The sequence below is a fragment of the Hymenobacter swuensis DY53 genome, assembly GCF_000576555.1.
Classification (GTDB): Bacteria; Bacteroidota; Bacteroidia; order Cytophagales; family Hymenobacteraceae; genus Hymenobacter; species Hymenobacter swuensis.
The window spans coordinates 4,823,796-4,837,696 of sequence record NZ_CP007145.1; the positions used below are offsets into that span (position 1 = coordinate 4,823,796).

Below are 13,901 nucleotides of genomic sequence, written 5' to 3' on the forward strand. Positions count from 1 at the left end.
CAAAACGGCATAAATCGCCAACCGAAACATATACCAACGGCGCAACAGTTCGGCTCTCGCCTCTGAGGCCGAAGTCCAAAAATCTTCGTCACTTTGTGCTACGAGAGGGGAGAGGTTGCCAGCCTGACAATGTGTCGGGATGGAGTCTCACTTCTCACTTCTAACCTCTCACCTCTATAGAATGAAGTACTGGAAATACTACCTAGTGGCCCTGTTGGTCATCGTCATTGATCAACTCTCGAAGTGGGCTGTGCACCGCTACATGCCCCTCGGCATGCCCGGTGAAATTCCGCTGCTTGGCGACTGGTTTAAGCTGCACTACACGCTCAACCCGGGTATGGCTTTCGGGGTAGAATTGCCGCCACCCTACGGTAAAATCCTGCTCACCAGCTTCCGGCTGGTGGCCGTGACGGGCATTGCATACTACATCTACAAATTGTGGAAACAGCGTGCCCCGCAGGGCTTTATTGTGTGTGTAGCCATGATTCTGGGCGGGGCGCTGGGTAACGTTATCGACTCGATTTTCTATGGTATTCTCTACAACAATGCGCCGTATGGTTCGCCTACACCCTGGTTTCATGGGCAAGTGATTGATATGCTGTACGTGGATATCTATGAGGGTTTCTTGCCATCTTCGTGGCCTTTAATGGGAGGCTCGCACGTATCACTATGGCCCATCTTCAACATTGCCGATTCGGCTATTTTTGTCGGAGTAGCCCTGATTCTATTGTTCCAGAGCCGCTTTTTTGCCCACCACGAAGCCGCGCACCCCCTGGCCGCCGATGATGCCCAAGCCGCCCAGACCCGCCGCGACGCTGAAGCCTCGGAAGTAGCGTAGAATAAACTCACTAAGAGCCAAAAGGCCCGCTGGAACTGTTCCAGCGGGCCTTTTTTTGGTTTTTAGAACTTCATGCTGAGCAGCTTCTGCCTTAAATCCTACCAGCTATAGTGCACCAGCGGCTTGATGCGCTGCTCGTATACCGTTTTCACGGCCTGCATCTGTTCCGGTGTGAGGGCCGGCAACTCGGCGGCTTGCAGGTTCGATTGCAACTGATCGGGCCGGGATGCGCCGGGGATTACGCAGCTTACTTCATCGAACATCAGCACCCAGCGCAGGGCCAGCGGGGCCAGGCTGGGCTGGTCGGCGAATATCTTTTTCAGCTCCTCTACGGCTGCCAGGCCTGTTTCATAGTCCACGCCCGAGAAAGTTTCGCCCTTGTCGAAGGCGGCCCCGTCGCGGTTGAACTGGCGGTGGTCATCGGGGGAGAAGGTGGTGTGGGGCGAGAATTTGCCGGTGAGCAGGCCGCTGGCCAGCGGTACGCGCACAATCAGACCCACGTCGTGGCGCTTTGCCTCCTGAAACAGCAGTTCGGCCGGCCGCTGCCGGAACATGTTGAAAATGAGTTGGATGGTCGTAACGTTGGGGAAGGTCAGGGCCTTGAGGCCTTCCTCCACCTTCTCCACGCTCACGCCCAGGTGCCGGATTTTGCCTTCTTCCTGCAGCCGGTCGAATAGCTCGAAGATTTCGGGCCGGTAGAACACCTCCGTGGGCGGGCAGTGCAGCTGAATCAGGTCCAGCGTATCCAACTGCATGTTGCGCAGGCTGTTTTCCACGAACCGGCGCAAAGCAGCGGGCTGATAAGCCTCGTTGGTGTGGGGCTGGAGCTGGCGGCCGCACTTGGTGGCAACGTACACCCGCTCAGAGCGGCTGCGCACGAGTCGACCTACCGCCTTTTCACTTTCGCCGTCGCCGTACACGTCGGCCGTGTCAATGAAGTTGATGCCCGAATCGACGGCGCTGTTGAGGATGGCGTCGGCGGTGTCGTGGCTGAACGGGTCGCCCCATTTGCCGCCTACCTGCCAGGTGCCGAGGCTGATTTCTGAAACGTTGAAGCCGGTTTTACCGAGTTTGCGGTACTGCATGTGGTTAGGAAATAGATGTACGATGGTTTTTCGGAGCCTACGGAATAATAATTCGTAACCCAAACGAACAACCGGTGCTTACGCGAAACGTCCCGGGCAAGCTACCGCGCATCGGCCTATCTTTACTTTTTTCCGTCTCGTTTTTCGTTGCCGTGTCCCAGCCCATCCTCTCCGTTCGCAACCTCACCATCGATTTTCACTCGCACCGGGGCAACACGCGGGCCGTGCAGGATATTTCCTTTGAGCTGCGCCGGGGCGAAACGCTGGCCATCGTGGGCGAATCGGGCTCGGGCAAGTCGGTTACCTCACTGGCCCTGATGGGGCTGATTCCGCTGCCGCCCGGCCAGATTGTGAGTGGAGAAGCGCGCTTTTACAGCGACGCATTGGGGGAGGTGGATCTGCTGCAGCTTTCCGACAAGCAGTTGCAGAAAGTGCGTGGCAACGACATCGGAATGATTTTTCAGGAGCCGATGACCTCGCTGAACCCGGTGTACACCTGCGGGAGCCAGGTGGTGGAAGCTCTGCGGCTGCACACCAGTCTCTCGGAAAAAGAAGCTGCCGCTCGCACCGTGGAGCTATTCACGATGGCCCAACTGCCGCGCCCCGAGAAAATATTCACGAGCTACCCGCACGAAATCAGCGGCGGCCAGAAGCAGCGCGTGATGATTGCCATGGCTATGGCCTGCAACCCCGCCCTGCTCATCGCCGACGAACCCACCACCGCCCTCGACGTGACGGTACAGGCCCGCATGCTGCGCCTGATCGACGACCTGCGCCGTCAGCACAACACCGCCGTCATCTTCATCACCCACGATTTGGGCGTGGTAGCCGAAATAGCTGACCGGATTCTGGTGATGTATAGGGGCCGGGTAGTGGAGCAGGGCGCGGTGCTCGATATTTTCACCAATCCGCAGCATCCGTACACGAAAGGCCTGCTGGCTTGCCGGCCAAAACTTTCCGTCGGCCGAAAAAAACTTCCCGTAGTGGCCGATTTCATGCGTGAAACGGCCGATGGTGGCTTTGTCAGCACCGAAACTGAATTTGTTCAAGTGGCTGATGGTCTTGTACCTGGATCTGTGCAAGCTGCCTCTCAAAGCGACAGTGAAACTACCAAAACGTTTCCCGTGGAACATTCTGTTTCACGCTTTGGTGAGCCGCTTTTCGGTGTAGAATCGGCTCCGGGCGCGGAATCAGGGCAGCCGCTGCTGTTTGACGCGGCCACGCCGGAACGCCTGGGGGCAAACTCTGAGCTCGTCGGCGCGGCAACAACGGGTACGGAAGCCACCCCAGAGTATTCCGTAGCCCTGGGTTTCAACCCTGAAACCTCCGCGTCAGCTACACCAGCAACGAACCACGAACAACAGTTCACGAGCAACGAGCCCATTCTGCGCGTGGAGAACCTGAACGTGCACTTTCCGATCCGGAAGGGCTTCTTCAACCGCACCAAAGAATTTGTGCGGGCCGTGGATGGGGTAAGCTTCGATATTTACCCCGGCGAGACGGTAGGGCTGGTGGGGGAGTCGGGCTGCGGCAAAACGACCCTGGGCCGGGCGCTGCTGCGGCTGGTGGAGCCCACGTCGGGCAGCATCCTGTTCGACGGTGTGAATCTGGCCGCGTTGCCTGCCGAGGCACTGCGACGGAAGCGGCGGGAGTTTCAAATGGTGTTCCAGGATCCGTACGCTGCCCTCAACCCGATGATGACCGTAGGCGAGGCCATTCTGGAACCCATGCGCGTGCACGGTGTGGGCGGCAGCCGGCAGGAGCAAAAGGCCCGGGTGCTGGAACTGCTGCGCACGGTGGGCCTCAAGGACGAGCACTTCCAGCGCTACCCCCACGAGTTCAGCGGCGGTCAGCGCCAGCGCATCTGCATTGCCCGCGCCCTAGCGCTGCAGCCCAAGTGCATCATCTGCGACGAATCCGTATCGGCCCTCGACGTATCGGTGCAGGCGCAGGTGCTCAACCTGCTCAACGACCTCAAGCGCGAGTTCGGCATCACCTACCTCTTCATCACCCACGACCTGTCGGTGGCCCGCTTCATGAGCGACCGGCTGCTGGTGATGCGCCAGGGTCGGATCGTGGAAAGCGGCCTCGCCGCCGACCTCTACGCCAACCCCCAGCACGAGTACACGAAGCAGCTGCTGGCCGCCATTCCTAAAGACACTCCCGCCGACATTCGCGCCGCCGTGGCCAGCCGGGCGTAAGTTCGTCTTTGACTTATTATAAACTGCGACGGTATGCGCATCATCTATCCTTCTCTGCCCTACGAAGTCCGCGTTGTGGATCCTATGTGGGAAGACGAATACCGATGGGCGCGGGCGCACGGTTGGGCTGTGGCCCTGTATGACAGCGAAACGCAACGCTTGGGGCCTGATAGTTCAACTCCGGCTCTTTACCGGGGCTGGATGCTTTCCGAGGGGGAATATCACAGCCTGGAGCGCCGTACGCCCTTGCTGGTTTCCGTAGCCAGTTATTTGTCTTCGCACCTGGCTACGGGGTGGTACGAGGCTGTTCAGAACCTCACATTTTCCAGTTGGTTCCTGAAGGCAAACCAACCGCCCGACTTTTCAGCTGGGCAGCGTTACTTCGTGAAAGGTCTGGTGAAGTCGTTTGGCGAAGATTCCGTGGTGGCTTCGGTAGCACAATGGCAACAGCTTTATCGGCGGCATGAACTATTGCCGGAAGAGTTGCTGTTCGTTCGGCAGCATGCAGCATTGTTGCCCGACTCTGAGCGACGCTTCTTTGTAGTAGCTGGCGAGGCCTATGGTGCTAATGGCACTATGTTGCCCCCATCCTTGCAGCCTGCAGTAGAGGCCTTACAGCCACGTCTGTTTTATAGTTTGGATGTAGTACTCACCCAAGCTGGCACTCCGGTGATAGTGGAAGTAGGGGACGGGCAGGTATCTGATCTGAAGGAATGGATGCTGCCCGATTTTGGCTCTACCGTACTGCGTGCCCTGGCCCGCGTAACCCAACCGTAATCCGCTATTTTCAGTCGGCTATAGTTATTGCTCGCTATATTTCGTATCATCTCTCCAAAGCCCGTAGAACGGCTGCTATTTACCATTTCGGAAGCCGGGCACAATCCTCTGCTTCCTTCTACCAACCACTGCCGCCTGCGAAAACGACAACTTCTGGCGGCTCCTTTTCTACATGAAAGAAAAAGACGAACCCGCCGCCCCCCGCGCCTCCCGCGCGAAGGCAGCCCGTGGCGATAAAGCCACTACAACTACCACCGAAATCAGCCAGGACCTGGTGTTTCGCATCTTCCGCGACAACCCCGGCAAGGTGCTGGCCTACCGCCAACTTTCCCGCCGCCTGGGCGTGACCACCAAAGAGCAGCGCGACGAGATTTTCGCGCACCTCAAAAACCTTAAGAAAAGCGGCCTGCTCACGCTCGTGCAGAACGACGAGTACCGCCTCACCGACGACGAAGCCGTGCTGGCCGCCGCGCCTGCGCCGACGCCCAAGGGCCGTAAGCGTCCGGCTGCTGCTGCCGAGGCTACCGTTGCTCAACCGGCTGCCCAGCCCGCCGACGTGGAGTTTGGCCAAGACCCGCTGGTGCACCGCCGCCGTGAGGCCGGCTTCGACTTCCCCGGCGACAACCGCCGCTCGGGCCGCCGCAGCGGCAAGCCCGACTTTACCGACACCGTAGTGGGCACCGTGGACCTGGCCTCGCAGAAGTTTGCCTTCGTGGTGAGCGAGGACAGCGAGCAGGACATCCGGGTGTTCACTGACCGCCTCATGTTTGCCATGGAAGGCGACACGGTGCGGGTGCGGCTGCGCGGCTCCCGCGACGGCAAGCCTGTGGGCGACGTAGTGGAAGTCATTAAGCGGGAGCGGGCCGAACTGGTGGGCCGCCTGCAGATGCAGGGCTCCATCGGCTTCGTGAAGCCCGATAACCGCAAGCTTTACTTCGATGCGCTGGTGACGCCCGAGCACTTGGGCGGGGCCCGTCACGGCGACAAGGTACTGGTGCGCATCACGGAGTTTCCGGAGAGTGACTCGGGTAGCCTGCCCTCGGGTGAGGTGATTCGCAACTTCGGGCCGGCTGGTCAGAACGAGGCGGAGATTAACGCCATCATGGCCGAGTTCGGGCTGCCGTTTGAATTCCCGGCCGAGGTAGAGGAGGAGTCGGAAGCCATTCCGTTGGAAATCCCGCAGGCCGAGATTGCGCGCCGCCGCGACTTCCGCCACATCACCACCTTCACCATCGACCCCGCCGACGCCAAGGACTTCGACGATGCCCTCAGCATCCAGCAGCTCGAAAACGGGCACTGGGAAATTGGGGTTCACATTGCCGACGTGACGCATTACGTGCGGCCCGATATGGCCCTGGAAAAGGAAGCCCGGCACCGCGCTACCTCCGTGTACCTCGTGGACCGCGTGATTCCCATGCTGCCCGAGCGCCTCAGCAACGGCCTCTGTTCCCTGCGTCCCAACGAGGACAAGCTTACCTTCTCGGCCGTGTTTGAGCTGGATGAGAACGGCAAGCTCTATAGCTCCTGGTTCGGCAAAACCGTCATTCACTCCGACCGTCGCTTCGCCTACGAAGATGCTCAGGAGCGCATCGAAGGTCTGGACTCCGACTACACGGCGGAGGTGCAGCTGATGAACAGCATTGCCAAGAAGCTGTGCGCCGCCCGCTTCCGGCAGGGGGCCATCAGCTTCGAAACCCAGGAGGTGAAGTTCCGGCTGGATGAAAACGGCAAGCCGCTGGGCGTGTTCGTGAAGGAGCGCAAGGATGCTCACAAGATGATTGAGGAGTTCATGCTACTGGCCAACCGCAAGGTGGCCGAGTTCGTGTTCAAGCTCCGCAACCGCAAGCCCCGCTTCACGATGGTGTACCGCGTGCACGATGCGCCCGACCCCGAGCGGCTGCAGACCTTCGCGCTGTTCGCCAAGAAATTCGGCCACCAGCTCGACCTCACCAACCCGCGCACCATCAGCACCGAGCTCAACGATTTGAGCACCGACGTGGTGGGCCGGCCCGAGCAGAACGTGATTCAGGGACTAGCCATCCGCACGATGGCGAAGGCCACCTACACCACCGACCCCCGCGGCCACTTCGGCCTAGCCTTCGAGCACTACTCGCACTTCACCTCACCCATCCGTCGCTACCCCGATATGATGGCGCACCGCCTGCTGGAGCACTACCTGGAAGGCGGCGGCAACGTGGACGTGGAGCCTATCGAGGAAGAGTGTAAGCACTCCTCAACGCGGGAGAAACTGGCTGCCAGCGCCGAACGGGCCAGCATCAAGTTCAAGCAGGTGGAGTTCCTGCAGGACCATATCGGCTCGGAGTTTACAGGCGTCATCTCGGGCCTGACCGAGTGGGGCGTGTATGTGGAGATTCCGGAAAACAAGTGCGAAGGCATGGTGCGCGTGAGCGACATCCCGGGCGACTTCTACGAGCTGGACAAGGACAACTACCGCCTCGTGGGTCAGCGCACCAAGCGCATCATCCAGTTCGGTGACGAGATGCAGATTGTCGTGAAAGCGGCCAATCTACTCGACCGGACCATCGACTTCGAGCTGGTGGATAACCGCCCCGACTCGGTGAAAAGCCAGGACCGCGACGACCGGAGCGGCCGCCGGGGCTACCGCCCCGAGCGGAGCAGCAAAGGCGGCCGCCCCGATGGTGGCGGCAAGTCCGGCAGTGGCAAGTCGGCCAGTGGCAGTAAGCGCCGCCGCTAAGCTGCCGTCATTGTGAGGGCCAAGGACACTGCGCGCAGCAAGCGGCATCAATCCGGCCTTCATCAGAACGACAAATGGTAACCTATTCAAAAGCTCCTGGCATCTGTTGATGTCAGGGGCTTTTTGCTGGGGTGGTGTTACTTCAGAAAATTACCGGAAGGGTAAGGGCCGTGGCTACCGGCTTGCCCTCACGGTGGCCTGGTTTGAACCGGGGCAGCCGGCGCACGCACTCCACGGCCGCCGCATCGTAGGCCGGGGAGAGACCATGCACCGGTGCTACCTGCACCTCAGTAACCTCACCCGTAGTGGACACTATCAGGTTCACTAGTATCCGCCCGTGCTGCCGCGGCCCGCGGGGGCGCTGCAGGTTTTTGCGGAGAAAGTTCAGCATGCTCTCCGTCCCACCTGGGAAGGCTGGCATCACCTCCACGTACGTGTACTTGCCTGTGGTAAGCGGTAGCGAGTCGATGACTACTACAATAGCGGAGGAAGGAGCAACGGGAGCCGGCTTGCGGGCCGGCCGGGGCGGGGACGTTACCGGCGCGGGTGGGCGGGCATCCCACCAGTTGTAGGAGTTCTGGGCGCAAGCCGTGGCAGCTGCCAGCAGCAGTAATCCGAGGGCCAAGAGGCGGGAGGCAGTAACCATAGCGGGGCGACAATTGTCTGGTTGCTGAACGCGGGAAGCGGGCCCAAAAGTACGCTGCCCGGCGGTGGTCCGTTGTTGATTCCGCACCTTCTCCCAACCCGCCGTACCTTGCCAACCTCAACCTTGACCCCGCCCTTCGTGGACCTTTCCTTCTTTAGCCAGTACCTTGCTACCGGCCTCGCCGGCATTTCCTACGGCGAGCAGCCTGCCAACCTGTATGAACCCATCCGCTACATTATGGGGCTGGGCGGCAAGCGCATCCGACCCCTTCTTACTCTGCTCGGTGCCCACCTGTTCACCGACGACCTCGCGCCCGTAGTGAAGCCCGCGCTGGCCACTGAGGTCTTCCACAACTTCACCCTGCTTCACGATGACCTGATGGACCAAGCTCCTTTGCGCCGGGGCCAAGCCACCGTGCATGAGAAGTGGAACCCCAACGTGGCCATCCTGAGCGGCGACGTGATGCTGGTGCGGGCCTACGAGCTGTTCCTGGACGTGCCCCCGCACCTGCTGGCCCATGTGCTGCGCCGCTTCTCGCAGACCGCCGCCGAGGTGTGCGAAGGCCAGCAGTGGGACATGGATTTTGAAACCGAAACCGAGGTCAGCATTGCGCAGTACCTGGATATGATCCGGCTGAAGACGGCCGTGCTGCTGGGCTTTGCGCTGGAGTTGGGCGCCCTGCTGGGCGGTGCTTCCCTAGCCGATGCCGACCACCTGCGCCAGTTCGGGGTGGGCATCGGGCTGGCCTTCCAGCTGCGCGACGACCTGCTGGACGTGTATGGCGACGCGGCCACCTTTGGCAAGCGGGTAGGGGGCGACATCGTGAGCGACAAGAAAACCTACCTGCTGCTCACCGCTCAGGCCCAGGCTGGCGCTGCCCAGCGCGCTACGCTTGCCCGCCACATCGGCCAGCCCGTGCTGGATGCCGAAGCCAAGGTGCAGGCAGTGCGCGCCATCTACGACGAGCTCGAAATTCGCCCCCAGACGGAAGCTCTCATCAACGACTACTTCTTGGATGCCTTGCAGCACTTAGAGCGCGTGACGGCCCCCGAAATGCGCAAGCAGCCCCTGCACCAACTGGCCCTGCAGCTGCTGGAACGCGAACAGTAGCGCGCGTGTCATTCCGACGCAGGAAGAATGACACGCGCGCTGTCCTGAATGATTATCGGACGGCTATTTTTCTCTCTCCTCTACATCTTCTTTTCTCATGGAATTAACTCCCACGCTGGTGCTGACGGTACTTACCGCCGGCATCTCCCTATACGCTTGGTCGAAACCCGAGCTGCTGGATAGCTGGATTCTGGACCCCTACCGCGTGAAGCGCAGCAACGACTGGTACCGCTTCATCACCTCGGGCTTTTTGCACGCCGATTTCGGGCACCTGCTGTTCAATATGATTGCCTTCTTCTCCTTTGGGCAGACGGTGGAGTATATCTTTCTGCAGCTGTTCGGGCCCACCAACGGGGTGTTGTTTTTCCTGTTGCTGTATCTGGGTGGCATTGTGGTGTCGGACATTCCCACCTACCTGCGCCACCGCGACGACCCCAACTACCGCAGCCTCGGGGCTTCGGGTGGAGTGGCCTCAGTTATCTTTTCAGCCATCCTGTTTAACCCCATGGGTGGCATCCGCATCTTCCCCATTCCGGTTGACATTCCCAGCTTCATCTTCGGCTTCCTGTACCTGGCTTACTCCTACTACATGGGCCGCCGTCGGGGCGACAACATCAACCACGATGCGCACTTCTACGGAGCGCTGTATGGTATCATCCTGACATTCATTCTGTTACCGAGAGTTGGTGGCTTCTTCTGGGACCAAATCCGCAATTCTGGAATGTTAAATATTTGATTTTCAATGCATTGTGATTTAGATAGGTTGAGCCATATATCTATTTCGTAGCGGGAGCGTAAACGCAGGCAGAATACTCTCCAACCAATCACCTCCCTGCACATGAATAAGCTCATCTTCCTCACCAACCGCATTCCGGCTTTTGCGCTGTTGCTCTCAGTTCTTACGCTGCCTTTGCTGACGGCCTGCGGCAGTGGCCGCCGCTCGGATGGTTCTCTTACCATTGCCGGTGTTTTCTACCTCATTCTCGCTGTTGCTGCCTTCCTGAGTCTGATCAAGCAGGATTGGTCTATTGGCAAGAAAATCGTCTGGGGTCTGATCATTTGGTTCTTCCCCTTCGGTGGTTCTATTATTTACTTCCTGTTTTCCGGACGTAAGTAACCAATCCGATCCAAGTGCAAAAAAGCCCCGGTACCAATATGGTGCCGGGGCTTTTTCGTAGATAGTAGAGAAGTCCCTACTTACCGATGAGTCGTTGTTTTTCCCAGCGGGCAATCTGCCGGATGATTTCCCCGCTGTTGCTGATGGCCGTGGCCTGCCAGTAGTCGCCCTGGTTGCGCATGCTCACTTCCAGCACCAGCGTCGTATCGTAGCGGGGCTGCGTGAGTTCTAGGCCTACGAAAGCCTGCTCGCCCTCCTTGCGGGTGTACTTAATGCCCTTGAACCGGCTGCCTTCGCCCACTACTTTCCCGGCCAGACCCAGCACCGAAACGTTCAACGGTCCAGCCGAACCAGCCTCAGCAGCTGCCTGCGCCGAGCCGGTTTCCACGTAGCGTTTCACCTGAGCCCGCGCCGTGCGGGCCAGCTGTGGCTTGAACAGCTGTAGGGCTCCCGTCATGGCCAGTCCGCCCGGGTTCAGGCCACCCAGGGCCGCGCCCTGCTCCGCCACCTGATCCACCAGGTTGCCGGTGACGCTACCAATATCCACGTACCGCTCGAAGGTGTCCACGTCGTGGTCGGTCATGGCTTTGTAGGCCTGCATCAGGGAATACTCGGGGCCAGTCCGGAGCTGCCGATAGTAGAGGTAGCCGCCTGCGGCCAGGGCCAGCAGCACTAGCAGAATCGTCTTTTTCATGGGGGGAGAGTTGGGAAATGAAAGGGGAATTAGGAGGTTGTTGCCAAGCCTGAATGCGTGGTTCCGCTGCATTCCGGCCCTCGGTTTCTGGTATGGGTATCTGTACGAAGCCAACGGCCGTAGGGCTTAGCATGCATACAATACTTCCCTATCCGCAAATACACGGGCACCGCGGCTGCCGCGGACTGCTCCCCGAAAATACCTTGCCGGCTTTCCGCCGGGCCGTTGAAATAGGGGTGGAAGTGATAGAACTGGACGTGGTCATTTCCGCCGATGAGCAGGTGGTCGTATCTCATGAGCCGTGGATGTCGGCCACTATCTGCCGCCAGCCCGATGGTCGTCCTATCCTGCCCGCTGAGCAGACCCGGCACAACCTCTACAGCCTGTCGTACGCTGATATCCGCGCGTATGATTGCGGCCTTACCCAACACCCCGGTTTCCCCTCGCAGCAGCCGCAACCCGCGGCCAAACCACTACTGCGGGAGGTAGTGTCGGAGCTGGATAAACTGGCTTGGACACTAGGCCGTCCGGCGGTGCGCTACAGTGTGGAAATCAAAAGCAGCCCTGCCTATGAGCCCGGCTTCCAACCGCCGCCGGCCCGGTTCCTGGAGCTCGTGTTAGCCGAACTTCAGACCACTGGAATTTTGGGCCGAACCACGCTGCTCTGCTTTGATACCCGGGTCCTCCGGCTGGCCTATGAGCAGCTGCCAGAGATGCCCCTGTGTTTGCTTGTAGAGGATACCCGCCCTCTGCATATGCACCTCGCTGAGCTAGGGTTTCAGCCCCACATCTACGGCCCGGATTTTCGTCTGTTGACTCCAGAACTGGCGGCCTCACTACGTACCCTGGGCATTGGCCTCGTGCCCTGGACCGTGAACGAGCCGGCTGATCTACGGCGCATGTTGCAGCTGCATCCTACCGGCATCACCACCGACTATCCGGACCGTTTGATGGCCCTTCGGTCAGCGGTATAATAATGGCATAGTCGGATTGCAGATAGCACAAAACGTGTCTCGCAGGAGCTCTATCACTTCAGGAACTGACACAAACAATACAGGTGTAATATTAAATCTGTAACAGATTGGTGTATTACATCGAACAAATGAATGAGCGTTACAGGATGGCAGTGTAATGAATTGTATAACGTTACAGAGATACATTTATTAACAGTGTATCAGTGTTGTCTTTGTATCATCTGTTCTTGGTTACATGAAACAGATTGTACATATTTACATAAGTTCAGATTATTACACGTTTCCCCCTATGTCACATCAAGGTGAAATACTGCAGGAAGTCATCAAAAACAGCGGAATTTCCATTACGCGTATCGTGGACGAATTGGGTATTACACGTCCCACCATATACCGTAAGTTCAAGGATGAAACACTTGATTACAACTTCGTAAAGCGTATTGGGGAAATAATCGGACACGACTTTTCGCAGGATTTTACATCATTGCATCAGGTGGTGTTGCCGTTTTCTGTTACACCAGTGTCACATGGTGTATCTGTAATGTCTGACAAAGGTGTAACACATAAATCAACTGTTACACCGATGATTGAGTCGGATAGTCTAAAACAGCTAATGCAGCTTCAGCAGAAGTATATTGCCTTGCTAGAAGCCTATAATGAACTGTTGCTAAAAGTGTACGGACCTAAGTAATAAATTTGTTCCACGTGAAACATATCTGTCGCATACAAGTAGGTTGGCTTTGATACACCTGCTCATTGCCTGACGGATACCTAGTTCTCATCAGGCCACATGTTACAGGCGGACAAGTGCAGGGATAAGGTGGATTGACGGAATGAAGCAGGTGGCCAGTGTAAAGAGCGACAGTGGAAATCGTACGGGTTTCAAAAGCAGTGAAAGTGAGTAGTAGGTAGGTCTGTCAACAATGGTCTAGCTGGGTTGTGCTAGTAATGCTGGTAGCGCTGGCAGTGGAGAACGGAGCCTTGTATAGGTGCCGGAGGTAGGTGGTTAGATGCGGGTAGCGGGCCGTATCTTTCGGCAGTCGTTTTACCTTCTTCGTTTCAGTCTTGCATGTCTGCTGACCACCTGCCTGCTTACCGCCCGGTGTCTCATTCCCGGGTTACGCTTACCGAGTTGATGATTCCTTCCTACGCCAACTTTGGGGGTAAGATCCACGGAGGAATTCTTCTCTCTCTCATGGACAAGGTAGCCTACGCGGCGGCCTCCAAACATGCCGGAACCTACTGCGTCACGGTGAGTGTGGATGGGGTGAATTTCTTGCAGCCGGTAGAGGTAGGGGAGTTGGTTTCGTTACTGGCTTCGGTGAACTATGTGGGCCGAACGTCCCTCCTTGTCGGCATCAAGGTAATTGCCGAAGACGTGCGTAGCGGGTCGGTCAAACATACTAACACCTGCTACTTCACGATGGTCGCTAAGGATGATGAAGGCCGGCCCAGCCAGGTGCCCGGCTTGCTCCTGGAAACCCCTGATGATACCCGCCGCTTTCTGGAAGCCATCAAGCGCCGTGAGTTCAAGGAGCAGTACCGCCAGGAGTTTGATAATGCCCGCTCCATCCTGGCCCTGGAGGAGCAGCAGCACTTATTGGAAAAGGAGCGGTGCCAGTTGGGCTACTAGTGTGGTGTTGGAGTCGCGGAGCCTCAATACAGACTTTTTAGTGAGAGTCCCTGTATATCGGGGAGTAAGCCAGACCCAGAGCTACAACCCGTTGTTCCTGCTGGCAGATTAGC

At 58.2% G+C, this 13,901-nt stretch carries 13 protein-coding genes; 10 read left to right on the plus strand and 3 right to left on the minus strand.

What is annotated here, in order from left to right; genetic code table 11:
• The first annotated feature begins 181 nt into the window (after positions 1 to 181).
• Complete coding sequence (locus HSW_RS21890; protein ID WP_044003883.1) at positions 182 to 838, plus strand: lipoprotein signal peptidase; 657 nt, start codon at positions 182 to 184, stop codon at positions 836 to 838.
• A gap of 98 nt (positions 839 to 936) precedes the next feature.
• On the opposite strand, the gene HSW_RS21895 is transcribed toward HSW_RS21890, so the two are convergent.
• Positions 937 to 1,923, minus strand: coding sequence for an aldo/keto reductase (locus HSW_RS21895; RefSeq protein WP_044003884.1), 987 nt, complete (start codon positions 1,921 to 1,923; stop codon positions 937 to 939).
• A gap of 152 nt (positions 1,924 to 2,075) precedes the next feature.
• On the opposite strand from HSW_RS21895, the gene HSW_RS21900 reads away from it, so the two are divergent.
• The 3 genes from HSW_RS21900 (at position 2,076) to rnr (ending at position 7,617) form a co-directional block, all read left to right on the plus strand.
• Complete coding sequence (locus HSW_RS21900; protein ID WP_044003885.1) at positions 2,076 to 4,124, plus strand: ABC transporter ATP-binding protein; 2,049 nt, start codon at positions 2,076 to 2,078, stop codon at positions 4,122 to 4,124.
• 33 nt (positions 4,125 to 4,157) lie between these two features.
• The gene (locus tag HSW_RS21905) at positions 4,158 to 4,901 is read left to right on the plus strand and encodes an ATP-grasp domain-containing protein (RefSeq protein WP_155833103.1); all 744 of its coding nucleotides are present in this window, start codon (positions 4,158 to 4,160) and stop codon (positions 4,899 to 4,901) included.
• Positions 4,902 to 5,073: 172 nt separating this feature from the next.
• Positions 5,074 to 7,617, plus strand: coding sequence for a ribonuclease R (gene rnr, locus HSW_RS21910; protein ID WP_044003887.1), 2,544 nt, complete (start codon positions 5,074 to 5,076; stop codon positions 7,615 to 7,617).
• Positions 7,618 to 7,759: 142 nt separating this feature from the next.
• Here rnr and HSW_RS23275 read toward each other — a convergent pair whose 3' ends face one another.
• Positions 7,760 to 8,263: a TonB family protein gene (locus tag HSW_RS23275; protein WP_052346746.1), complete on the minus strand. Its 504-nt coding sequence runs from the start codon at positions 8,261 to 8,263 to the stop codon at positions 7,760 to 7,762.
• Between the two features lie 138 nt (positions 8,264 to 8,401).
• Here HSW_RS23275 and HSW_RS21920 point away from each other — a divergent pair, with 138 nt between their 5' ends.
• From HSW_RS21920 to HSW_RS21930, 3 genes are all read left to right on the plus strand, one after another.
• Positions 8,402 to 9,373: a polyprenyl synthetase family protein gene (locus tag HSW_RS21920; RefSeq protein ID WP_044005445.1), complete on the plus strand. Its 972-nt coding sequence runs from the start codon at positions 8,402 to 8,404 to the stop codon at positions 9,371 to 9,373.
• A 97-nt stretch (positions 9,374 to 9,470) separates the two neighbouring features.
• Positions 9,471 to 10,109, plus strand: a complete 639-nt coding sequence (locus HSW_RS21925) for a rhomboid family intramembrane serine protease (RefSeq protein ID WP_044003889.1) — start codon at positions 9,471 to 9,473, stop codon at positions 10,107 to 10,109.
• Positions 10,110 to 10,211: 102 nt separating this feature from the next.
• On the plus strand, positions 10,212 to 10,490 hold the full coding sequence (locus HSW_RS21930) for a PLD nuclease N-terminal domain-containing protein (protein ID WP_044003890.1): 279 nt from the start codon (positions 10,212 to 10,214) through the stop codon (positions 10,488 to 10,490).
• 76 nt (positions 10,491 to 10,566) lie between these two features.
• On the opposite strand, the gene HSW_RS21935 is transcribed toward HSW_RS21930, so the two are convergent.
• Positions 10,567 to 11,184, minus strand: coding sequence for a hypothetical protein (locus HSW_RS21935; RefSeq protein WP_044003891.1), 618 nt, complete (start codon positions 11,182 to 11,184; stop codon positions 10,567 to 10,569).
• 131 nt (positions 11,185 to 11,315) lie between these two features.
• On the opposite strand from HSW_RS21935, the gene HSW_RS21940 reads away from it, so the two are divergent.
• The 3 genes from HSW_RS21940 (at position 11,316) to HSW_RS21950 (ending at position 13,788) form a co-directional block, all read left to right on the plus strand.
• On the plus strand, positions 11,316 to 12,158 hold the full coding sequence (locus HSW_RS21940; protein ID WP_044003892.1) for a glycerophosphodiester phosphodiesterase family protein: 843 nt from the start codon (positions 11,316 to 11,318) through the stop codon (positions 12,156 to 12,158).
• 235 nt (positions 12,159 to 12,393) lie between these two features.
• Entirely contained in the window at positions 12,394 to 12,846 is a 453-nt protein-coding gene (locus tag HSW_RS21945; protein WP_155833104.1) for a helix-turn-helix domain-containing protein, read from the plus strand.
• A 378-nt stretch (positions 12,847 to 13,224) separates the two neighbouring features.
• Positions 13,225 to 13,788, plus strand: coding sequence for an acyl-CoA thioesterase (locus tag HSW_RS21950; RefSeq protein WP_044003897.1), 564 nt, complete (start codon positions 13,225 to 13,227; stop codon positions 13,786 to 13,788).
• Positions 13,789 to 13,901 lie beyond the last annotated feature (113 nt).